Annotated in this window: 19 protein-coding genes, 2 rRNA genes, 1 pseudogene and 2 riboswitches; of the genes and pseudogenes, 18 read left to right on the forward strand and 4 right to left on the reverse strand. The window is 57.1% G+C overall.

The genetic code is table 11. The annotated features are described in order from the left end of the window. The 3 genes from O9H32_RS09135 to O9H32_RS09145 all read left to right on the forward strand — a co-directional run. Window positions 1–115, forward strand: a 23S ribosomal RNA gene (locus O9H32_RS09135); the annotation flags it as partial. A 136-nt stretch (window positions 116–251) separates the two neighbouring features. Then, window positions 252–368: ribosomal RNA gene (gene rrf / locus O9H32_RS09140) — 5S ribosomal RNA — on the forward strand. A gap of 234 nt (window positions 369–602) precedes the next feature. Beyond that, window positions 603–989, forward strand: a complete 387-nt coding sequence (locus O9H32_RS09145; RefSeq protein WP_269865723.1) for a WGxxGxxG family protein — start codon at window positions 603–605, stop codon at window positions 987–989. A 234-nt stretch (window positions 990–1,223) separates the two neighbouring features. Here the strand turns inward: O9H32_RS09145 and O9H32_RS09150 are convergent. The 3 genes and pseudogenes from O9H32_RS09150 to O9H32_RS09160 all read right to left on the reverse strand — a co-directional run bounded on the left by O9H32_RS09150 (window position 1,224) and on the right by O9H32_RS09160 (window position 3,835). Continuing rightward, window positions 1,224–2,002 (reverse strand): annotated as a pseudogene (locus O9H32_RS09150) (AAA family ATPase). Window positions 2,003–2,128: 126 nt separating this feature from the next. Beyond that, window positions 2,129–2,830, reverse strand: coding sequence for a polysaccharide deacetylase family protein (locus O9H32_RS09155; protein WP_269865724.1), 702 nt, complete (start codon window positions 2,828–2,830; stop codon window positions 2,129–2,131). A gap of 159 nt (window positions 2,831–2,989) precedes the next feature. Next, complete coding sequence (locus tag O9H32_RS09160) at window positions 2,990–3,835, reverse strand: stalk domain-containing protein (protein ID WP_269865725.1); 846 nt, start codon at window positions 3,833–3,835, stop codon at window positions 2,990–2,992. A gap of 52 nt (window positions 3,836–3,887) precedes the next feature. Continuing rightward, a riboswitch (cyclic di-AMP (ydaO/yuaA leader) is annotated at window positions 3,888–4,063 on the reverse strand. A 174-nt stretch (window positions 4,064–4,237) separates the two neighbouring features. Here O9H32_RS09160 and O9H32_RS09165 point away from each other — a divergent pair. From O9H32_RS09165 to purD, 14 genes are all read left to right on the forward strand, one after another. Then, window positions 4,238–4,960, forward strand: coding sequence for a DUF6483 family protein (locus O9H32_RS09165; RefSeq protein ID WP_269865726.1), 723 nt, complete (start codon window positions 4,238–4,240; stop codon window positions 4,958–4,960). Window positions 4,961–5,064: 104 nt separating this feature from the next. Then, window positions 5,065–5,167, forward strand: a riboswitch (purine riboswitch). A 167-nt stretch (window positions 5,168–5,334) separates the two neighbouring features. Beyond that, window positions 5,335–5,820 carry a 5-(carboxyamino)imidazole ribonucleotide mutase gene (gene purE, locus O9H32_RS09170; RefSeq protein WP_269865727.1) on the forward strand — a complete coding sequence of 162 codons (486 nt, stop codon included), beginning with the start codon at window positions 5,335–5,337 and terminating at the stop codon, window positions 5,818–5,820. Further along, a complete protein-coding gene (gene purK / locus O9H32_RS09175) occupies window positions 5,817–7,013 on the forward strand; it encodes a 5-(carboxyamino)imidazole ribonucleotide synthase (RefSeq protein WP_269865728.1) in 1,197 nt (398 codons plus the stop codon). The genes purE and purK overlap by 4 nt, the downstream gene beginning before the upstream one ends. Before the next feature lie 50 nt (window positions 7,014–7,063). Next, the gene (gene purB / locus O9H32_RS09180) at window positions 7,064–8,359 is read left to right on the forward strand and encodes an adenylosuccinate lyase (RefSeq protein ID WP_269865729.1); all 1,296 of its coding nucleotides are present in this window, start codon (window positions 7,064–7,066) and stop codon (window positions 8,357–8,359) included. Window positions 8,360–8,386: 27 nt separating this feature from the next. Further along, the gene (locus tag O9H32_RS09185; protein WP_269865730.1) at window positions 8,387–9,283 is read left to right on the forward strand and encodes a phosphoribosylaminoimidazolesuccinocarboxamide synthase; all 897 of its coding nucleotides are present in this window, start codon (window positions 8,387–8,389) and stop codon (window positions 9,281–9,283) included. A 112-nt stretch (window positions 9,284–9,395) separates the two neighbouring features. Next, window positions 9,396–9,641, forward strand: a complete 246-nt coding sequence (purS, locus tag O9H32_RS09190; RefSeq protein WP_269865731.1) for a phosphoribosylformylglycinamidine synthase subunit PurS — start codon at window positions 9,396–9,398, stop codon at window positions 9,639–9,641. 45 nt (window positions 9,642–9,686) lie between these two features. Further along, window positions 9,687–10,382 carry a phosphoribosylformylglycinamidine synthase subunit PurQ gene (gene purQ / locus O9H32_RS09195; RefSeq protein WP_269865732.1) on the forward strand — a complete coding sequence of 232 codons (696 nt, stop codon included), beginning with the start codon at window positions 9,687–9,689 and terminating at the stop codon, window positions 10,380–10,382. Further along, a complete protein-coding gene (gene purL, locus O9H32_RS09200; protein ID WP_269865733.1) occupies window positions 10,360–12,606 on the forward strand; it encodes a phosphoribosylformylglycinamidine synthase subunit PurL in 2,247 nt (748 codons plus the stop codon). The genes purQ and purL overlap by 23 nt, the downstream gene beginning before the upstream one ends. After that, on the forward strand, window positions 12,588–14,174 hold the full coding sequence (gene purF, locus O9H32_RS09205) for an amidophosphoribosyltransferase (RefSeq protein WP_269865734.1): 1,587 nt from the start codon (window positions 12,588–12,590) through the stop codon (window positions 14,172–14,174). Before purL ends, purF begins: the two co-directional genes overlap by 19 nt. Window positions 14,175–14,482: 308 nt before the next feature. Then, window positions 14,483–15,526 (forward strand): phosphoribosylformylglycinamidine cyclo-ligase, encoded by a 1,044-nt coding sequence (gene purM / locus O9H32_RS09210; protein ID WP_269865735.1) that lies wholly within the window; start codon window positions 14,483–14,485, stop codon window positions 15,524–15,526. Next, a complete protein-coding gene (gene purN / locus O9H32_RS09215; RefSeq protein WP_269865736.1) occupies window positions 15,523–16,152 on the forward strand; it encodes a phosphoribosylglycinamide formyltransferase in 630 nt (209 codons plus the stop codon). The genes purM and purN overlap by 4 nt, the downstream gene beginning before the upstream one ends. Then, window positions 16,149–17,336: a phosphoribosylaminoimidazolecarboxamide formyltransferase gene (locus O9H32_RS09220; RefSeq protein ID WP_269865737.1), complete on the forward strand. Its 1,188-nt coding sequence runs from the start codon at window positions 16,149–16,151 to the stop codon at window positions 17,334–17,336. Before purN ends, O9H32_RS09220 begins: the two co-directional genes overlap by 4 nt. A gap of 63 nt (window positions 17,337–17,399) precedes the next feature. Then, a complete protein-coding gene (locus tag O9H32_RS09225; RefSeq protein WP_269865738.1) occupies window positions 17,400–18,128 on the forward strand; it encodes an IMP cyclohydrolase in 729 nt (242 codons plus the stop codon). Window positions 18,129–18,140: 12 nt separating this feature from the next. Beyond that, complete coding sequence (gene purD, locus O9H32_RS09230; protein WP_269865740.1) at window positions 18,141–19,400, forward strand: phosphoribosylamine--glycine ligase; 1,260 nt, start codon at window positions 18,141–18,143, stop codon at window positions 19,398–19,400. A 449-nt stretch (window positions 19,401–19,849) separates the two neighbouring features. Here the strand turns inward: purD and O9H32_RS09235 are convergent, their stop codons facing one another. Continuing rightward, on the reverse strand, window positions 19,850–19,981 hold the full coding sequence (locus O9H32_RS09235; RefSeq protein ID WP_269865741.1) for a hypothetical protein: 132 nt from the start codon (window positions 19,979–19,981) through the stop codon (window positions 19,850–19,852). Between the two features lie 199 nt (window positions 19,982–20,180). Here O9H32_RS09235 and O9H32_RS09240 point away from each other — a divergent pair, with 199 nt between their 5' ends. Then, window positions 20,181–21,413: a macrolide family glycosyltransferase gene (locus O9H32_RS09240; protein WP_269865742.1), complete on the forward strand. Its 1,233-nt coding sequence runs from the start codon at window positions 20,181–20,183 to the stop codon at window positions 21,411–21,413. Window positions 21,414–21,460 lie beyond the last annotated feature (47 nt).

Here is a 21,460-nt window from a genome sequence, read left to right on the forward strand (position 1 = left end):
GATGAGATTTCCCAGTATGTAAGACCCCTTGTAGACGACGAGGTAGATAGGTTCGGGGTGGAAGCGCGGCAACGTGTGGAGCTGACGAATACTAATCGGTCGAGGGCTTATCCAAGCAAGCTTCCACAAGGGAGCAGCAGCAGCTATATAGAGTTAGAGCTTCAGCGAGCTCATTTCGCATCCAGTTTTCAAGGTGCAAGCCGCCTTGAAAGAGAAAGACCGGTGTATCCTGGCAGATACATCACAAACCGTTTGGTGATGATGGCGGAAGGGAACCACGCGTACCCATCCCGAACACGAACGTTAAGCCTTCCAGCGTCGATGGTACTTGGACCGCAGGGTCCTGGGAGAGTAGAACGTCGCCAAGCAAATGCAAGAGCCCCTTTAGATGTTTTCATCTAGGGGGCTCTTTTTTTATTTCAACATCACACGAATAGAAGGAAGCGGTGGAGGCAATACAACTTTAACTGACATCTTTCAAATCCATTTACTCTGATGGAGCCTATTCTTTTTCAATCTTTCGTATGATCCCTGTATTTTATACGACGGCTTAGAAAAAACTAGGGGGAGATCATGAATCAGCGAAAGGGAGGAATATAGCTATGAGCAAAACATGGACAACGATATCCATTGCTGCTCTATTGGCACTATACGGACTGCTTCCGGGCTGGGTTCGTGCAGAGAATGGGGCTGCTCAGAATGGGGCAGATCAGGCGAATCCTTGGGGTACCGTTAGAGGCAGCAGCAATGGGGCTCAATTCGGGAGTGACGCGGGCCTGGGAATGTCGGGAAGCACTCCAGGCTTCTTGATTAACAAGCAGCAGATCATGTCATCCCCGGACGGTTCGGGAGGCTACCGTTCTTTGGGGCTCTCTACCTCCACCTCCGATAGAGAAAAGGATTGGGGATGGCTCGGCCTGGTTGGCTTGGTGGGGCTCTCGGGCTTATCCGCGGTCAAAAGAAGTAAGCGATCGAAAGCTAATTCTTGAGAAGAGCTTCGTGAAGTTGGCAATCCTGATCGGTCGGATAAGCGAAGTATACAGGAAGCCAAAGAAGGCAGTAACCATAAGCAATACACATAAATGCGAATCATAATCAGGAGTTGGCTGATCTCGGAAGATTGAAGCATAGGTAAAATAGGAAGGCCAGATAAGAAGAGAACGCGGAATTTGATTCTTGTCTCAAGGAGGCTCGAAGGCTGCGGCCTGGAGCCTCTAATTTTTTTATTCCTCCGCGGGGGAATCTTCTGCGAACAATTGCTTTAACATCCGGTTACGATTATTCAGAAACTGTTTCATAATCACATAATGGTCCGTATCATCAGGCTGGGTAACGCGGATTCCGTCATCCCCCAGATGATAATGGACAGCGTTAGGGTATCCCATCAGGATAGGAGAATGGGTTGAGATAAGAAACTGCGACCCTTTCATAACCAGTTGGTGGATGCGGGAGAGCATGGCAAGTTGTTTCAACGGAGATAAGGCCGCCTCCGGTTCGTCCAGAAGGTAGAGTCCATACCCGCCAAACCTGTGCATAAAAGCCAAAAAAAACGACTCCCCATGAGACTGCTTATGCAAGGAAACGCCTCCATAAGAATCAATAATATGAGGCCCGCCTTCCGGGTCTGCGTCCAACTCGTCGATATGCGAAGCTATATTGTAATAAGATTCAGCACGAAAAAAGAAACCATCCCTGGCCTTTCGAAGTCCCTTCACAAGACGAATGTAGCGGTAGAGGTCTGAGTGAGTCGCATTGGTTTGAAGTGGATGTGCTTGGAGCCTCCTTCAGGATTAAAGCCCCAGGCGACAGCAATAGCTTCAAGCAGGGTGGATTTGCTTGAACCATTCTCTCCGATCAGGTAGGTGACGTTTGGATGCAGCATTAAAGAGTGCAAATCCCGCAAAATAGGCAAATGAAACGGATAGCCGGAAAGATGCGAGGGTATCGATCCTCTTAGGATTTCCACTCTTCGAATGTACCCGTGGTTTTGGCTTGTCAGCATAGTTGGCGTCTCCTTACAGGCCTGGGAATGATAATTACCGATTCTCTAGCTTTCATTGTAACATAACAAAAGATCCCTCGACTGAGGGACCCAAGTATCAGATAAAGGTTATAACGACGTAACCCGTTATTTTTTGGTACGCGAGATGAGATCGGAAACCGTAACAAATTCATAGCCCTGCCGCTTCAATTCGGGAAGAATTCGCTTCAAAGCTTCGACGGTCTGGGTGCAATCCCCTTGAAGATCGTGGAACAGTACGATATCTCCGTTATGGACATTGTTCAGCACTTGAGAGACGATTTTCTCCACGCCAGGCTTCTTCCAATCCTTCGTATCCTGATACCAAGACCACATGACTACCGTGAGCTTGTCTTCCTTCATGGACTGCAGCAGCGCATCGTTGTAGAAGCCTCCGGGAGGACGAAAGACATGGGGCATTTGCTCTGTAATATCAAAAATGACTTCCTGTGTCTGCCGGATTTCATTCACGATTCTCTCTGGCGGATAATGCTTCAAAAAATGATGATCAAAGGTGTGATTGGCGATCTCATGTCCCTCGTTCACCTCACGAATGGCGATGGCTGGGTACAACTGCACCCGTTTGCCGATGACGAAGAACGTGCCTTTGGCTCCATAGGCATGGAGCAGGTCGAGAATTTGCGGGGTGTAGACAGGATTGGGTCCGTCATCAAAGGTTAATGCGATCAGCTTCTGATCGGTCTCCACATTCCAGACCACTTCGCTGGGGCGGGGAACCGGCGGAGCGGACGCGCCCGTCAAACAAGCGGTCAGAAGACACAGCAGCAGTTGCCTGAGGCTTCGAATCATATCGGTCACCTCCGGGTTACAAGATCTTTCTTTAGGATTCAACTGCCGGGACAGGCTTATGCGGCCGGAAAGCGGCCAAAAAAAAGCAGGCCTCCCATCAGACACACTGGCTGGCGCCAATGCTCGCTGAGAGAGACCTGCTTATGTCGAGACGTATGACTAAGAACCAAGCACATGAACCTTCACATGCTGAAGACCGAAATTCAGAGCGGCTTGACGGCCTTGCGGCAGATAAATATCGATCTTATTGCCCTTCACAGATCCACCGATATCCGTTGCGATGGCATACAAGCCACCTGGTGGAAGACTGGCGTGGGGGGTATATCCGTCGATAAATACTTTGGATCCGAGAGGAATAACGGCAGGGTCTACGGCAATGGTTCCGAGCTGCAGCGGATTGCCCATGTAATCTCTTGCTGTAACCGTACCGTTCTCCGCCGGCGCTGCGGTATAAGCGGATGCTTGGGCTGTGATCGTCATCGTATATAGAGGAGCGATCTTCGTAGGGCGGTACCATGCAGGGGCATGATATTGTCCATCCACCCCAAGAATAGCGATGCGGTTCAAGTTATCCCACTGGGTCGTAATGCCAAAGGAATCAGCCAGTAAACGGAAGGGGATATAAACACGCCCATTCACCATTTTAGCAGCGGCTTCCTGAACGGAGGTTTGTCCGTTCACGGTGATATTCGGATCACCGGTGGTAAAAATAACAGTAGTCGTGGTGCTGCTCAAGGTAAGCTTGAGCTGGTCGCCGGCATGTTCCCATTGCAACTGGTACCCCAGTTTGTCGGACATATCCCTTGCGGGAACCTGAAGCTTGTGATTCTCGTCCAAAAAAGGCTGGGCGTCCGTGAAATGGACCAAACTTTCGTTCACCTGCACTTTAATATCCTCCGCGAGACGGATCGTCTCTGCCTGTGCAGGCTGGGCGAGCATAAGGATGGCGGCGGCCGGCAGCGTCAAGAAACACGCCTTGAGCATGGTCGTGATGCGAGTTTTCAATTGAATCCCTCCCGTATCGTTGCACCTGTCCGGCTAAGTGGAATCCTTGCCGTCAGTTGTCGATCGTAGCCTCCGAGGTTAGTTGTCGGGTTCGGGAAGAAGGTTGGTTCCCTAGCGCCAGATCCACCGGCTGCAAGCGGCAGCGGCGGTTCTTCGGCATTCACCCCATGTGTTGCGTCCCCCGTACGTACATCTAATAATACATGCGCGATTCGGCTCATAAGAGCGTACCATACGATGAAATGGAGGGGCAATGGACAAAATCATCCAGTCCCTGCCTAAAAATGACACGTCCCGTTAACGGCGGAGCGGACATCGGGTACAATGGAAGGATGAAAAGATTGATCTCTCAAGAAGGTAACGGTGGACATAACGGCGGGAACATGCATAGGAGGAAGGCTTATGTATCAAAGAGATTATATTCTGCGCATGTTGGAGCAGGCTGGTACGATGGTAGGACGGGTGATGGAATTGGCCAGAAACCGGAGGCTGCAGGAGGCTATGGAATTGCTGCAGCAGGCGATGAAAGAGCTGCTGGGGCTGGGATCGAAGCTGGTAGGGGCTTTGTCTGTCAAAGACTTGGTCGCTCTCCTGTCGAAGGACGGAGAACTCGACTCGGCTAAAGTGCTGGCTCTTGGCGAACTGTTAAATGCTCAGGTAGGGCTGCAGAAAGAGGGAGGCGATGAGGCCGCGGCCAAGCGGACGGCGCTCAAATCGCTGGAACTGCTGCTGACGGGCCGCGAGTACGATGCGCGAGGGGAGTTCAGAAGCGAATACGATATGCGGATTGAGGAAGCACTGCATCAGACAGGGCGCAATGGTCTACACCTGGAAGCGTTGTCGAAGATCGTCGGTTATTATGAGGACGCCGGAAAATATGCCTGGGCGGAAGATGCTTTATTCTACCGGTTGGAGATAGGGGAAACCGAAGATCGACAGTCGGAACTCAAAAACACTCTGGAGGAAGGGATCCGGATGTACGAGCGCTGGGTGAATCTGGAGGACAACGAGCTGGAAGCCGGCGGACTCTCCAAGGAGGAGGCCGAAGAAGGGCTGCGGACGTTACAGAAAATGAAAAACCGTATGGGGACGAATAGGGAAGAATCCTCGAGTGAACTCATTTAAATACGAACTATTATTGGGATGAAAAGAATATTGTTCGCCTTTTGGAGTTGACATCCTGTGTGAAAGCCGATAAACTGAAAGAGAATAAAAGGTTGGAAATTGTCATCTATACATTCGAATAATCTCGTATAATGTCGGGAATATGGCCCGAATAGTCTCTACCCGAAAACCCTAAATTTTTGGACTACGAGTAAGCGTGGAAGAATGAAGGTCGGCACCGAGGTGTCTGACCTTAACTTGCGCTTAGGCGTCATCTTGTCGTCCTTACTCATAGACTGAACAGCTTGTCTTAAGCATGTCCAGATTCTAGTGGAAGGGCGTTTTATTTTTCTATAGGACTTAAGTTGAATAGCAAGCATATGGAGGGTACCTGAATGTCGGTTCTTGTTGGAGTCATCATGGGCAGCCAGTCGGATTGGGAAACGATGAAGAAAGCGTGCGACGTGCTGGACGAGCTCGGCGTAGCCTACGAGAAGAAAGTGGTCTCGGCGCACCGTACTCCGGATCTTATGTTCGAATACGCCCAAAGCGCGGCTGAACGCGGGCTAAAAGTCATTATCGCGGGTGCGGGCGGAGCAGCCCATCTGCCCGGAATGGTAGCGGCCAAAACCGTGCTGCCGGTTATCGGGGTTCCGGTCAAGACATCGACGCTGAACGGACTCGATTCACTGCTGTCGATCGTACAGATGCCGGGAGGTATTCCGGTAGCTACCGTGGCGATCGGACAAGCGGGCGCGACGAATGCCGGTCTGCTGGCCGCGCAAATCCTCGGCGCCTTCGACAGCAGTCTGCAGCAGCGGGTGACTGAGCGCCGCGAGCGCATCGCCCAAACCGTGATGGAAAGCAGCGTGCTGGAATGATCGTGAAGGACGACCACAAGAACCGGCCCTATGATCCGCAGAAAGTGCTCGCACCCGGCGCGGTGATCGGTGTGCTGGGCGGAGGCCAGCTTGGAAGGATGCTGGCGCTCGCCGGACGGGCGATGGGCTACCGGTTCGTGACGCTGGAACCGACGCCGGACTCGCCGTGCGGTCAAGTGGCCGACCGCCAAATTGTGGCGGCCTACGACGATGCGCAAGCGGCACAGCAGCTCGCTGAAGAAGCTGACGTGATCACGTACGAGTTCGAGAACGTGGATGCCGGCGTGACGGAGCTGCTCATGCGGCAGTCGTACGTGCCGCAGGGCAGCGAGCTGCTCTACACGACGCAGCATCGGCTGCGTGAGAAGCGGGCGATCGAGGCGGCCGGCGTCAAGGTAGCGCCATACGCGGAAGTGGCAAGCGCCGCGGAGCTCCGTGAGGCGGTACAGCGCTTCGGCACGCCCTGCGTGCTGAAGACGGCAACCGGCGGATATGACGGCAAAGGCCAATGGGTGATCCGCACGCTGGATGAAGTCGACGAAGCATATGAGACGCTCAGCCGGGCGAAGACCGAGCTCGTACTCGAGCAGTTCATCCGCTTCGAGCGCGAGATTTCGGTCATCGCGGCGCGGAGCCCGCGCGGGGAAGTGAAAGCTTTTGCCCCGGCGGAGAATATCCACGTGAACAATATCCTGCACTTGTCCATCGTGCCGGCCCGGGCGCCAGAGAAGGTGCTTCGCCAGGCGGAAGAGATGGCGCTGCAGATCGCGGAGAAGCTGGACGTTATCGGGTTAATCGCCGTGGAGATGTTCTTGACTGCGGAGGGCGAGCTGTACGTCAATGAGCTCGCGCCGCGGCCGCACAACTCCGGCCATTACACGATGGAGGCTTGCCGGACATCTCAGTTCGAACAGCATGTAAGGGCGGTATGCAATCTGCCGCTCGGCGATCCTTCGCTGATGGCGCCGGTGGTCATGGTCAACGTGCTCGGAGAGCATGTAGCGCCGCTGCTGGAGTGGATTCAGAAGCCCGAATCGCAGACGGAGGTGCCTGGCGTGACTGCCAAGCTGCACCTGTACGGCAAGGTAGAAGCCAAGGCAGGGCGCAAAATGGGGCATGTGAATCTGCTGGGGGGCACCGCAGAGGAAGCTTTTCGCTGGATAGAGCTGTCAGGCGTTTGGGAGTCTAAGTAAACGAAATCATTGCAGTTCATAGAAGAGCAGATACCGGAGGTATGGGAATCATGATCGATCGTTATACAAGACCCGAGATGGGCAGCATCTGGACGGAAGAGAACAAATTCAAGGCTTGGCTCGAGATGGAGATTCTCTCCTGCGAAGCGTGGTCGGAGCTCGGCGTCATTCCGAAGGAAGACGTGGCGGAGCTGCGCAAGAATGCGAGCTTTAACATAGAGCGGATTTATGAAATCGAGCAGGAAACGCGTCATGACGTTATCGCCTTCACGCGCGCGGTATCCGAAACGCTCGGACCGGAGCGCAAGTGGGTGCACTATGGATTGACTTCCACCGATGTGGTCGACACGGCGCTGGGGTACCTGCTCAAGCAGGCCAACGAAATCATAGAGAAGGATCTGCTGAACTTCATCGAGATTCTGAAGGACAAAGCGGTCGCTTATAAGGATACGCCGATGATGGGACGTACGCACGGGGTGCACGCTGAGCCTACGACCTTCGGTCTCAAGATGGCCCTGTGGTACGAAGAGATGAAGCGCAACCTGGAGCGGTTCCGCTTCGCAGCGGACGGCGTACAGTTCGGCAAAATCTCCGGCGCGGTAGGTACATACGCGAATATCGATCCTTTCGTGGAAGAGTACGTATGTTCCAAGCTCGGCACGAAGCCGGCGCCAATCTCGACGCAGACGCTGCAGCGCGACCGCCACGCCGAGTACTTGGCTACGCTGGCGCTGATCGCCACATCGCTCGACAAGTTCGCAACCGAGATCCGCGCCCTGCAGAAGAGCGAGTTCCGCGAAGTCGAGGAGCCGTTCGCCAAGGGACAGAAGGGTTCGTCGGCGATGCCGCACAAGCGCAACCCGATCGGATGCGAGAGCATCTCGGGCCTGTCCCGCGTCATCCGCGGCCACATGGTCTCCGCTTACGAGAACGTGACGCTGTGGCATGAGCGCGATATCTCGCACTCTTCCGTAGAGCGCATTATCCTGCCGGATTCCACGATTCTGCTGAACTACATGCTGAACCGTCTGGGCAACATCATCAAGAACCTGACGGTGTTCCCGGAGAACATGAAGCGCAACATGCAGAGCACCTACGGTGTGCCGTTCTCCGGCCGCGTGATGACGAAGCTCATCGACAAGGGCTTCTCCCGCGAGCAGGCGTACGATACCGTACAGCCGCGGGCGATGCAGGCTTGGGAAGAGCAGCGCTCGTTCCGCGATATCGTCGAGAACACCCCGGCGATCCGCGAATACCTGAGCCTCGAAGAGATCGACGATGCGTTCAACCCGAGCTGGCATCTGAAGCACGTCGATACGATTTTCAAACGTCTGGGCTTGAGCTAAAAGAGTTACGGGGAGGCGGGAGAAACCATGAAGGAAGTGTCTACGGTTGCGATTTCCAGCGCGCAGGAGTACATCAAGGCGCCGCTGCTCTATAAAGGCAAAGTCCGCGAGATCTACGGTCTCGGCGATCACTACCTCATTGCGGTCTCGGACCGGATCTCGGCGTTCGACTGGGTGCTGAACCCGGCCGTACCTGACAAGGGGAATGTACTCAACACGCTGAGCAAGTTCTGGTTCGACCAGACGAGCGAGATCATTGAGAATCACGTCGTGCACGCGGACGTGGACCTGCTCGGCGACATCATTACGGACCGCGAGATCATGAAGAACCGGTTCATGGTGACGAAGAAGGCCGAACGGATCGATATCGAATGCGTAGTCCGGGGTTACATCACGGGCGGCGGCTGGAGACAGTACCAGCAGACCGGCGAGATCAACGGGCACAAGCTGCCTGCGGGCCTTCGGAAGAATGAGCGCTTCGAGCAGCCGATCTTCACGCCCGCGGCGAAGAATGACGTTGGCCACGACGAGGACATCTCTATCGAGCGGATGAAAGAACTCGTCGGCGCCGAATTGACCGAGCAGCTGCAGGCGAAGAGCCTCCAACTGTACAACTACGCTCATGCCTTCTGTCAAGAGCGGGGCATTATTCTCGCCGACACCAAATTCGAATTCGGACTGATCGACGGCGAAATCATTCTGATTGACGAGATCTTCACGCCGGACTCCTCACGGTTTTGGGCGAAAGACAAGTACGAGCTCGATACCGAGATCGACTCGATGGATAAGGAACCAGTGCGGTCGTATCTCGCCGGTACCGATTGGGACAAGAACAGCGAACCGGCCCCTCTGCCCGCCGAAGTGGTGGAAGAGACGAGCCGCCGGTACCGCGATATCTATAACCGTTTGGTGCTGGGAGAGTAAATCCGGCTGCGACCCGGTGTCCGGGCGGGCTGGTGCATCCTGGCGTAGGCAGTGCGTATGGTGAGAAGTGAACGGACTATTTTTTCTAATGACCTTGGGAGGTACTCATTCGATGTTAAAAGCGACCGTATATGTAACGATTAAGCAAAGCGTACTGGACGTACAAGGAACGGCGGTGCAGGGCGCGCTGCATTCCATGGGCTTCGACGAAGTAGGGAAAGTGCGGATCGGCAAATACTTGGAAGTGGAACTGAACACGAACGACCGCGCTGCCGCGGAAGAGCGCCTGAAAGCCATGTGCGAAAAGCTGCTCGCCAACACGGTCATCGAAGACTACCGCTACGAGCTGAGCGAATAGGAGCCGGCCGGCTACCTTCAACAAGGATTAGGGAGGACAACAATCATGAATTTTGCGGTTCTGGTGTTTCCCGGCTCCAACTGTGATATCGACTGTTACAAAGCGGTGGAAGACACAGTAGGCCAGCCTGTGGACTATGTATGGCATACCGAAACGGATCTCTCCAAATACGACTGTATTCTCGTGCCGGGGGGCTTCTCCTACGGGGATTACCTGCGGTGCGGCGCGATCGCCCAATTCGCTCCGGTCATGAAAGCTCTGGTCGAAGCGGCCGAGCAGGGCAAGTACATTCTCGGCATCTGCAACGGATTCCAAATTCTGCTCGAGTCGGGCCTGCTGCCTGGCGCGATGCTCCGCAACGAGTCGCTCAAATTCCGCTGTCACGCGGCCATGCTGTCGGTGGCGAACACGGATACGCCTTTCACTAAGGAATACAAGCAGGACGAGCTCATCAACATTCCGATCGCCCACGGCGAAGGCAACTACTACTGCAGCGAAGAAGCGCTGGAAGACCTGAAGGCGAACAACCAGATCGTATTCCGTTACGAAGCGGGCAACAACCCGAACGGATCGGTCGACGATATCGCGGGGATCTGCAACAAGCGCGGCAACGTGCTCGGCATGATGCCGCATCCGGAACGTGCGGTGTCCGAACTGCTCGGTTCGGCGGACGGCAAGCGGATGTTCACATCGATTTTAAGCACTTGGAGGGAAAAGCATGGCGCAGCAGCTATCGGCTAAGGAACCAACGGCGGAACAGATTCAGGAACAGAAGGTCTACAAGCAGTTCGGTGTCTCCGATGCCGAGTATGAGCTCGTATGCGGATTCCTCGGAAGGAAGCCGAACTATGTGGAGATCGGCGTATTCTCCGTCATGTGGTCGGAGCATTGCTCCTACAAGAACTCCAAATCGGTGCTCCGCAAGTTCCCGACAACAGGCGAACGCGTCCTGATGGGACCGGGCGAAGGTGCAGGGATCGTCGATATCGGCGACAACCAGGCGGTCGTGTTCAAGATTGAGAGCCATAACCACCCTTCGGCAGTCGAACCATACCAGGGCGCTGCGACAGGCGTGGGCGGGATTATCCGTGACATCTTCTCCATGGGCGCGCGTCCGGTAGCGGTATTGAACTCCCTGCGTTTCGGGCGTCTCACGAACGAACGCGTGAAGTACCTCTTCGAGCACGTCGTGTCGGGTATCGCAGGCTACGGCAACTGTATCGGGATCCCTACGGTCGGCGGCGAAGTCATGTTCGACGAGAGCTATGAAGGCAACCCGCTCGTCAACGCGATGTGCGTAGGCCTCATCGATCACGACAAGATTCAGAAGGGCGTAGCCAAGGGCGTAGGCAACCCGGTCTTCTATGTCGGTCCGGCCACCGGACGCGACGGGATCCACGGGGCGACCTTCGCTTCCGAGGATCTTACGGCCGAGTCTGAAGCGAAACGTTCGGCGGTACAAGTGGGCGACCCGTTCATGGAGAAGCTCGTCCTCGAAGCGTGCCTGGAGCTGATCGACTCCGGTATCGTCGTCGGCATCCAGGACATGGGCGCCGCAGGTCTGACTTGTTCCTCGTCCGAGATGGCGAGCAAAGCGGGCAACGGGATGGAGTTGTACCTCGACGAGGTGCCTCAGCGCGAGGAAGGCATGACGCCTTACGAGATGATGCTGTCGGAGTCCCAGGAGCGGATGCTGTTCGTGGTGAAGCCGGAGCATGAAGCGCAGGCGAAGGCGATCTTCGAGCGTTGGGGGCTGCACTGCGCGAAGGTCGGCAAGGTGACTGACGACGGCAACCTGAAGCTCTACCATAAAGGCGAGCTTGTCGGCGACATGCCAGTTAAGGCCCTCGTCGATGAGTGCCCGATGTACAACAAGCCTTCCGCGGTACCGGCGTACTATGAAGCGAACGCTTCGGTAGACACGACGCGTTATCCGGAAGTGACGGATCTGAAAGCCGCACTGAAGCAGGTCCTGGCTTCCCCTACGGTAGCGAGCAAAGAGTGGATTTATAACCAATACGATTATATGGTTCGTACCTCTACGGTGGTCCGCCCGGGCTCCGATGCGGCGGTCGTGTCGATCCGCGGCTCCCGCAAAGCGCTGTCGATGTCGACGGATTGCAACGGACGCTATGTGTACCTCGATCCGGAAGTGGGCGGCAAAATCGCCGTCGCGGAAGCGGCGCGCAATAACGTATGCTCTGGCGCAGAACCGCTGGCCATCACGGACAACCTTAACTTCGGTTCGCCGGAGAAGCCGGAAATCTTCTGGCAGCTCGAGAAGTCCGTTGACGGCATGGCTGAAGCGTGCCGCAAGCTGAACACGCCGGTTATCGGCGGCAACGTGTCGCTGTACAACGAGAATGCGCGCGGCGCGATCTACCCGACGCCGGTGGTCGGCATGGTCGGCCTCGTGCATGACACGGATCACATCACGACGCAGGGCTTCAAGAACGAAGGCGATATCGTCCTGCTGCTCGGCGAGACGAAAGCGGAGCTTGGGGGCAGCGAATTCCAACACGTCGTTCACGGCGTCACGGAAGGCCGTCCTCCGCAGATCGATCTCGACGTCGAGAAGACACTGCTGGATACGGTGCTGGGCGCGATCCAGAAGGGCCTCGTCGCTTCGGCGCATGACTTGTCCGACGGCGGTCTGGCTGTAGCGCTGGCCGAGAGCTGCATCAGCGGTCGTCTGGGCGCGAGCGTGAACGTGGCGACGGACCTGCGTCCGGACGTAGCCCTGTTCAGCGAGAGCCAATCCCGTCTGCTGCTCAGCGCGGTGCCTGAGAAGGCGGCCGAGCTGGAAGCGGTACTGAAGGCAGCGGGCGTACCTGTACAGGTGATCGGCAAGGTGGAGGGCACATCTCTGCAGCTGCAGGTGAACGGCAGCTCGGCAATCGACGCTGCTGTGGACGAACTGCAGCAAGTTTGGAAGGATGCGATTCCATGTCTGATGAACGCATAGTTTCCGGACAAGGACAAGCGATGAGCAGACATGAGCGTGCGAAAGGTCTGGTGACGGGAATGCGGCAAGGCAGCGGTAACCAAGAGCAACACGATGGTGCGTTCCCTCTCTGGACCGGAGCGTATTATAACGAAGGCGTCGGAGCGTCCCCGGGCGGGCTGTCCGACAAGCTGGGGGAAGAGTGCGGGGTATTCGGGGTGTTCGGTCATTCCGAAGCCGCCAACCTCTCGTACTACGGCCTCCATGCCCTGCAGCACCGGGGACAGGAGAGTGCAGGGATCTGCGTAGCGGGCGATGGCGCATTCAACTATCACCGCGGCATGGGGCTTGTCAAGGAAGTATTCAACAACGACAACCTGGTCCCTTTGGCCGGTTCCTATGCAATCGGGCACGTAAGGTATTCGACAGCGGGAGAGAGCAAGCTGGCCAATGCCCAGCCGCTCGTCTTCAAGTACCGCGAGGGCGATCTGGCGATCGCAACCAACGGTAACCTGACGAATGCGCCGGATATCAAAAAAAGGCTGGAGCGGGAAGGCTCGATCTTCCAGACGACCAGCGATACGGAAGTCGTAGCCCATCTCATCGCGCGTTCGAAGCACGATGACATCGTGGAAGCAGTGCGCGATGCGCTTCAGCAGATCGAAGGCGCGTATGCATTCTTGTTCCTGACGCGCGACAAGCTGATCGTAGCGCGCGACCCGCACGGCCTGCGGCCGTTCGTGATGGGCCGTCTGGGCGACGGGTATCTGTTCGCCTCGGAGTCCTGTGCGTTCGACACGGTAGGCGGTCTGTACGAGCGGGATATCGAGCCGGGCGAGCTGCTCATTCTCAACCAGCGGACAGGCGAGCTGACACACGATCGTTTTGCGGCTAAGAAGCAGCGGGCGGTCTGCGCGATGGAGTATATTTACTTCGCGCGGCCGGACAGCGACATCGACGCGGTGAACATCCACTCCGCCCGCAAGCGGATGGGGCGCCAGCTCGCGATCGAATCGTTCGTGGATGCGGATATCGTCACGGGCGTGCCGGATTCGAGCATCTCGGCGGCGATCGGGTATGCGGAGCAGACAGGCATTCCTTACGAGCTTGGCCTGATCAAGAACCGCTACACGGGCCGGACGTTCATCCAGCCAAGCCAGGAGCTGCGCGAGCAGGGCGTCAAGATGAAGCTGTCTGCGGTGCGCAGCATCGTGCAGGGCAAGCGGGTCGTCATGATCGACGACTCGATCGTGCGCGGCACGACGTCCCTGCGGATCGTGAACATGCTTCGCGAAGCGGGAGCGACGGAAGTGCACGTGCGGATCTCTTCGCCGCCATTCAAGAACCCGTGCTTCTACGGGATCGATACGCCGAACCGCGAGGAGCTGATCGCGGCGGTGAAGTCAGTGGAGGAGATCCGTCAGGCGATCAATGCGGACTCGCTGCACTTCCTGAGCCAGGATGGGCTCGTGAACTCGATCGGCGGCCCGTCGGGCGAGATCAACCGCGGCCACTGCACGGCGTGCTTCGATAACCGCTATCCGACGGCGATCCCGGAGGATGCGAAGATCGGCTGCGGCTGCGATTAAGCGGCTCGCTCGGCAGTTGTGCGGCATCATCCAAGCCATGACCAACCAATAATCAGAGCGGCCGCCATACAACGCGGCCGCCTACATATTACCAAGCGCCGGAATCCGAGGCGTAAGTTTTTGGAGCGTCCCTTCGTTGGTGAAGGGGCATGGATCTGCTGGAGAGTTTACGTGCCGCCTTTGAACCGGAGTTCTTACCGACAGGTAAGTTCATTAGGAACTCCGGTTCAACAGCGGCCGAAGGCAGATGCTATGCCCGGCAGCCCGCACGAATGATCGCTCCAACCCACTTAAGGGAGGAAAACCAAGTGTCCGATGCATATAAACAAGCCGGCGTGGATATCGCGGCAGGCAATGAAGCGGTAGAACGCATGAAGAAGCACGTGAAAACCACGTTTCGTCCCGAAGTGCTCACCGAGCTCGGCGGATTCGGCGGCCTGTTCAGCCTAAACAAGGACAAGTATGACGAGCCGGTGCTCGTATCCGGAACGGACGGCGTAGGGACGAAGCTGAAGCTGGCTTTTGCCATGGACAAGCATGACACGATAGGGATCGATGCGGTAGCGATGTGCGTCAACGATATTATCGTGCAGGGCGCGGAGCCGCTCTTCTTCCTCGACTACCTCGCTTGCGATAAGGTCATACCGGAGAAAATCGAAGCGATCGTCAAAGGCATCAGCGACGGCTGCGTGCAGTCCGGCTGTGCGCTGATCGGCGGCGAGACGGCGGAGATGCCGGGTATGTACAGCGAAGGCGAGTACGATATCGCCGGCTTCACAGTCGGCATCGTCGACAAGAAGAAGATCATCGACGGTTCGACGATCTGTCCCGGCGATGTCGTGCTCGGCCTGCCGTCGAGCGGAATCCACAGCAACGGCTTCTCGCTGGTCCGCCGGCTGCTGCTGGAGCAGCAGGGCTACAAGCTCGATCAGGCGCTCGAAGCGCTCGAAGGCAAGAAGCTCGGCGACGTGCTTATCGAGCCGACTCGCATCTACGTGAAGACGATTCTCGCCCTGCTCGAGAAGGTTACGATCAAAGGGATGGCGCACATCACCGGCGGAGGGTTCCTCGAGAACATCCCGCGGGTGCTGCCGAAAAACGTCAATGCGCATATTCAGTACGGCTCCTGGCCGATTCTGCCGATCTTCCATCTCATGCAGAAGGACGGCTCGATCTCGAACAATGACATGTTCCGTACCTTCAACATGGGGATCGGCATGGTAATCGTAGTGTCCGCCGAAGAAGCGGAGGCGACGCTTCAGGCAGCACGCGAGCTGGGCGAGAGCATCTACCGTCTCGGCGAGATCACGTCCGGCGAAGGTATCGTGACCTTCGAGGGCGCGGAAGTATGATTCAGAGGCTGCGCATCGCCGTGTTCGCCTCGGGGAGCGGATCCAACTTCCAGGCGCTGGCGGACGCCGTACGTACCGGGAAGCTCGATGCCGACATCGAGCTTCTCGTCTGTGATAAGCCTGAAGCGCCCGTCGTTCAGCGGGCGGTGACGGCAGGCATCGAGACGTTCGTGTTCCGTCCGAAGGATTACCCCTCCCGTGAAGTCTATGAATCTGAGATTCTCGGGAAGCTGCGCGAGAAGAAGATTGACCTTGTCGTCCTGGCCGGGTATATGCGGATTGTGACGCATGTGCTGGTGGACGCTTATTGGGGGCGGATGATCAATGTGCATCCGTCGCTTCTTCCTTCTTTTCCGGGGCTTCATGCGGTACGGCAGGCGCTTCAGCATGGTGTGAAGATCACCGGAGTCACCGTTCATCTCGTAGACGGAGGGCTCGACAGCGGACCGATCTTGGCTCAACGGGCCATGGAGATCCGGCCGGAGGATACGGAAACCACCCTTGCGGGCCGGATGCATGAGATCGAACATGAACTCTACCCGCGGGTCGTCCAGGCGATAGCGGACGGCAGCATTAAGCTAGAACAAATCGTGACGAGCATAGAGAAGGATGGGATGAAATCATGAGCCAGACGACGAATCAGAAGAGCGAAATCGAACTTCGCTATGGGATGAATCCGCATCAGAAGCAGGCGAAGCTGATCAGCGAAGGGAATCTGCCGATCACTGTCGTGAACGGCGACCCGGGCTTCATCAACCTGCTCGACGCCTTGAACGGCTTCCAGCTGGCGCGCGAGCTGCGCCGGGCGACAGGACTTCCGGCTGCCGCCTCGTTCAAGCACGTATCTCCTGCAGGCGCTGCGGTAGCGGCTCCCCTGACGCCGGAGCTGGCCAAAGCTTACTTCGTCGAGGGTCTCGAGCTGTCCCCCCTGGCAACGGCCTATGCCCGTGCCCGCGGAGCGGACCGCATGTCTTCCTTCGGCGATGCGGTGGCTCTCAGCGACATCGTGGACGCTTCCACGGCACTGCTGCTGAAGCGCGAAGTGTCCGACCTGGTCGTGGCTCCGGGCTATACCCCGGAAGCGCTCGAGATCCTCAAGGCCAAGAAGAACGGCGGCTACCTCATGCTGCAGATCGACCCGGACTATGTGCCGAATCCGGTGGAGACGCGCACGCTGTTCGGATTGACGCTCCAACAGGAGCGCAACGATGCGGTGATCGATGCTTCCGCTCTGGAGCGTATCGTAACGGAGAACAAGGATCTGCCGGAGAACGCGAAGCGTGACCTGCTGATCGCGCTCGTGACGCTGAAGTATACGCAGTCGAACTCCATCTGCTATACGCTGGACGGCCAGACGATCGGGATCGGCGCAGGCCAGCAGTCCCGGATCCACTGTACGCGCCTCGCAGGCGACAAAGCGGACCGTTGGTACCTTCGCCAGCACCCGGCGGCGCTGGGCATGAAATTCCGCCAAGGCCTCTCCCGTGCCGAACAGAACAACGCCATCGACCTGTGGCTTGAGGAAGAGGTTACTCCGGTAGAGCAGGCGGCTTGGGAAGCGGCATTCGACGAAGTGCCTGCGCGTCTGACCCGCGAAGAGAAGCGCGAGTGGCTCAAAGGGCTGCAGGGCGTGTCCTATGGTTCTGATGCATTCCTGCCGTTCCGCGACAACCTTGACCGCGCGAGCCGCAGCGGCGTGAAGTATGTTGTGCAGGCAGGAAGCTCCATGCGCGACGAAGAAGTCGTGAAGGCAGCCAACGACTACAACATGGTGATGTGCTACTCCGGGGTGCGTTTGTTCCACCACTAGAATCCGGCGAAGCGGAAGATGGCTTGGGCCATACGAATGCCCTATATACAGGAGGAGAAAGCTGTGACGACAAGAGCCGCTGGAGCGGAACGCTATTTGAAGAGCCTGCAGGAGAACGACTATCCGGGACGGGGCATCGTGATCGGACAAACGCCGGACGGCAGCAAGCTGGTCCAGGTCTACTGGATCATGGGCCGCAGCGAGAACAGCCGCAACCGCGTGTTCATTCAGGAAGACAATGGGTTCCTGCGCACGGAAGCCAAAGATCCGGCGAAGCTGACGGATCCTTCCCTGATCATCTACTATCCGGTAAAGCACCTGGGCGGAGCGCACATCGTAACGAACGGCGATCAGACCGATACGATTCACGAAGCGCTCGAGCAGGGCGGCACTTTCGAGTCCGCGCTTGCTTCCCGCACATACGAGCCGGATGCGCCTAACTTCACGCCGCGCATCAGCGGACTGGTGGACCTGGCCGACGAGCAGTTCGCTTACAAGCTGTCCATCCTGAAGTCGAGCGGTAACACGGAAGATCAGACGCTGCGCCATACGTATACCTACGAGAAGGCGCTGCCGGGCTATGGCCACTGCATCCACACGTACGCAGGCGACGGCAATCCACTGCCTTCGTTCCAAGGCGAACCACAGCTCGTGCCGCTGGCTAATGACGCTCAGAGCATCGCCGAGACGTATTGGAATGCGCTCAACAAGGAGAACCGGATCTCGCTGCTCGTGAAGACGATCTCGCTCGAGACGGCGGAAGCCGAGCTGCTCGTGATCAATAAGGAATAGGGGGCACTCAACATGCGGGTATTGGTTGTAGGCGGCGGAGGCCGCGAGCATGCGATTTGCTGGGCACTCCAGAAGAGCCCGAAGATCGGGGAGCTGTACTGCGCTCCGGGGAACGGGGGTATTGCTTCGGTAGCCGAGTGTGTGCCGATCGGCGTGCATCAGTTTGAAGAGATCGGCCAGTTCGCCCTCGACAAGAAGATTGATCTGGTCGTCATCGGACCGGATGATCCGCTGGCGGCAGGGATCGTAGATCACCTCGAAGCCAAGAATCTAAAGGTGTTCGGCCCGCGCCAGAATGCGGCGATCATCGAAGGCAGCAAGGTGTTCACGAAAGAGCTCCTGAAGAAGTACAGCATTCCTACGGCTGCGTACGAATCGTTCGAGCAGTATGACGCTGCGGCGGCTTATCTCGATCAGCTGCGGGCGCCCTACGTCATCAAGGCGGATGGGCTTGCCGCAGGGAAGGGCGTCATCATCGCCCAGTCCAAGGAAGAAGCCGAGCAGGCGCTGCGCGAGATCATGGTCGACAAGATCTTCGGCGAGTCGGGCAATCAAGTCGTGATCGAGGAGTTCCTGACGGGACAAGAGATGTCGATCTTGGCGTTCGTAGACGGGGAGACCGTGAAACCGATGACCCCGGCGCAGGACCACAAAGCGGTATATGACGGCGATAAAGGTCCGAATACGGGCGGTATGGGCACGTATACCCCGCTGCCGCACATCCCGCAGTCGATCATCGACGAAGCGATCGAGACGATCGTGAAGCCGACGGCGAAGGCCATGGTCTCCGAAGGCCGCCCGTTCCGCGGCGTCCTGTTCGCGGGACTCATGATCACGCCGGAGGGGCCGAAGACGATCGAGTTCAATGCGCGCTTCGGTGACCCGGAGACGCAGGTGGTGCTGCCGAGACTGCAGACCGACCTGCTCGAGATCTTCGTCGCCACGGTAGAAGGACGGCTCGGCGAGCTGGACATCCAGTGGAGCGATGAGGCGGCGGTCTGCGTCATTCTCGCGTCAGAAGGCTATCCGGGTCCTTACCCGAAAGGCCTGCCGATCGAGGGGCTGGAGCAGGTGACGGATGCCCTCGTGTTCCATGCCGGGACAGCGATCCAGGACGGAGCGGTCGTCACGAACGGCGGCCGGGTGCTGGGCGTTACGGCGCTAGGCCGCGACATTGCCGAGGCCCGCAGCAAAGCTTACGCTGCAGCAGACGGTATCCGCTTCGATGGCAAGCATTATCGCACGGATATTGCCAAGAAAGCGTTGGTATAATAGAGAAAAAGCCGGCTGGCGAAGACGAGAACCCTCGTTTCGCCAGCCGGCTTTTTTGGGTATGGAGGACAGCCGACTCTCATGAAAGGCTCCCGCTTGGATGGCAGAGGCCTCCGCCAGGGAAGGGACAAATCAAAGCTGGCGGGGGCATCAAGTATCTGAGCTTAAACTAGCCCTGATCTACCGTTAAGCATCGCTTGGAGGAGGAGTAACCGGCAGATGACGGAGGACGCCATGGAATCGGTAACGGCAATGGAAGACTGGAGTTAGGTACAAGTACCAACGGGAACCCAGCCGCCATGCCAAGCAAAGGCTTATAGCAGAACCTGCGATGGCCATATGAACTTGGCATAGAGGGAGCGGCCGGAGACACCGCGGGGTACGGAGCTCTACCGCATCCCAGCCGGGTAAAGGACATCCAACGAAAGAGACGAGGAACCTGAATGTTTCTATTTGCGTCCGCTTCCTTTGATTACAATCTTATCCCAGTTGCGGTATACGGAATAGACGGCGGCGGCGGCACCCAGAATCAAGATGCCGGACAGCCAATAGTGATGAACATAATAGGCGAACGAGCGCATCGCGTAAGGCCCCTTTGCATCCCGCAGGTAGGCGGCGGGATTATCCGCGGGCCTGACGGGTTTTTGCTTATCATCTCCGGTGGAGCAGCTTGAAATACAAACAATACAAAATTCCCCAAAAAAACCCGTGGGAAGAGGAGGGTTTGACGATACAAAGGGAACAGGTATATTATGGTAAATAAGGGAGAGTGAAGAGAACATGGCTCATATACTGATGATCAACCTGCCGGCGGAAGGGCACGTGAATCCAACGGTTGGCTTGGTGAAGGAACTGACGGCACGCGGTGAACAGGTAACCTACTACTGCACCGAGGATTTCAGGGAAAGACTCGAGAAAGCGGGAGCGGTTGTCCGGACGTATGATAATTACCTCGCCCAGATGCCGGAAGGGGGACCGTCCAGTATAGGAACGGACCCCAGGCAGATGATGAACTTCATGCTTCACGGGGCGGAGACGATGGTGCAGCACATTCTGCCGGAGGTCCGAGAAGAGACGTATGATTACGTCGTCTATGACAGCATGTGTATAGGCGGGTGGATCATCGCGGACATCCTGGGGCTGCCGAAGGTATGCTCCAGTACGACGTTCATAATGGGCCCGGAAATGCATGATATGATGCCGCCGCAGATGAAAGAGCGGTTCCAGCCGGATACGGAATCGGAGCTGTACCGTAAGAGCCAAGAGCCGGTGCAGCGGATGGAGCGGGAATTCGGCCTTGATCTGAGCTCTCTGCAGCATGTGATGGGAATTGTCTCCCACCCGGGGGATCTGTCCATCGTATTCACTTCCCGCAAGTTTCAATTCGCGGGCGAGCGTTTCGATGAGACCTACCGGTTCGTCGGGCCTTCGATTGCCGATCGTTCGAACAGCGGAGACTTTCCTTTGGAGGCATTGGACGGACAATTCGTCATTTATATATCGATGGGCACGGTGTTCAACGATCTGCAAGAATTCTATAAAACTTGCTTTGAAGCGTTCCGCGATACGGACGCCAAGGTAGTTCTGTCGATCGGTCGTAAAGTTAAGATAGAGGACCTGCCGGAACCGCCGGCGAATTTCCTCGTACGCTCTTATGTTCCTCAGCTCGAGGTGCTGCAGCATACCGACATCTTCTTCACGCATGGCGGGATGAATTCAACGAGCGAAGGTCTCTACTACGGCGTACCGCTCGCGCTGCTGCCGGTATCGGCCGATCAGCCGATGGTAGCCGGCCGGGTAGCCAGCTTCGGAGCGGGCATCGCGCTGGATCACAGCCAGGTGACGCCGGAACTGCTGCGGGAGACGGCCGAGAAGCTGCGTGCAGACGCCTCTTTCAAAGAAAAGGCGGAGGAGCTCGGCGCCTCCTTGCGGGAAGCTGGAGGCGCGGCGCAGGCAGCGGAGGAAATCATCCGCTGGAGCCGTACCTTGGAGCCGCAGACGCAGCAGCATTAAATGGCAGTAGGCCGCCCCGCAGCAGAGTGAACGGCGCGGGGCGCCAA

Source organism: Paenibacillus caseinilyticus, assembly GCF_027533645.1.
GTDB lineage: Bacteria > Bacillota > Bacilli > Paenibacillales > NBRC-103111 > Paenibacillus_G > Paenibacillus_G caseinilyticus.

Coding starts and splice junctions, on each gene's coding strand:
- O9H32_RS09145 (WP_269865723.1), top strand. CDS start 603: ATGAGCAAAACATGGACAACGATATCCATTGCTGCTCTATTGGCACTA.
- O9H32_RS09155 (WP_269865724.1), bottom strand. CDS start 2,830: ATGATTCGAAGCCTCAGGCAACTGCTGCTGTGTCTTCTGACCGCTTGT.
- O9H32_RS09165 (WP_269865726.1), top strand. CDS start 4,238: ATGTATCAAAGAGATTATATTCTGCGCATGTTGGAGCAGGCTGGTACG.
- purE (WP_269865727.1), top strand. CDS start 5,335: ATGTCGGTTCTTGTTGGAGTCATCATGGGCAGCCAGTCGGATTGGGAA.
- purK (WP_269865728.1), top strand. CDS start 5,817: ATGATCGTGAAGGACGACCACAAGAACCGGCCCTATGATCCGCAGAAA.
- purB (WP_269865729.1), top strand. CDS start 7,064: ATGATCGATCGTTATACAAGACCCGAGATGGGCAGCATCTGGACGGAA.
- O9H32_RS09185 (WP_269865730.1), top strand. CDS start 8,387: ATGAAGGAAGTGTCTACGGTTGCGATTTCCAGCGCGCAGGAGTACATC.
- purS (WP_269865731.1), top strand. CDS start 9,396: ATGTTAAAAGCGACCGTATATGTAACGATTAAGCAAAGCGTACTGGAC.
- purQ (WP_269865732.1), top strand. CDS start 9,687: ATGAATTTTGCGGTTCTGGTGTTTCCCGGCTCCAACTGTGATATCGAC.
- purL (WP_269865733.1), top strand. CDS start 10,360: ATGGCGCAGCAGCTATCGGCTAAGGAACCAACGGCGGAACAGATTCAG.
- purF (WP_269865734.1), top strand. CDS start 12,588: ATGTCTGATGAACGCATAGTTTCCGGACAAGGACAAGCGATGAGCAGA.
- purN (WP_269865736.1), top strand. CDS start 15,523: ATGATTCAGAGGCTGCGCATCGCCGTGTTCGCCTCGGGGAGCGGATCC.
- O9H32_RS09220 (WP_269865737.1), top strand. CDS start 16,149: ATGAGCCAGACGACGAATCAGAAGAGCGAAATCGAACTTCGCTATGGG.
- purD (WP_269865740.1), top strand. CDS start 18,141: ATGCGGGTATTGGTTGTAGGCGGCGGAGGCCGCGAGCATGCGATTTGC.
- O9H32_RS09235 (WP_269865741.1), bottom strand. CDS start 19,981: ATGCGCTCGTTCGCCTATTATGTTCATCACTATTGGCTGTCCGGCATC.
- O9H32_RS09240 (WP_269865742.1), top strand. CDS start 20,181: ATGGCTCATATACTGATGATCAACCTGCCGGCGGAAGGGCACGTGAAT.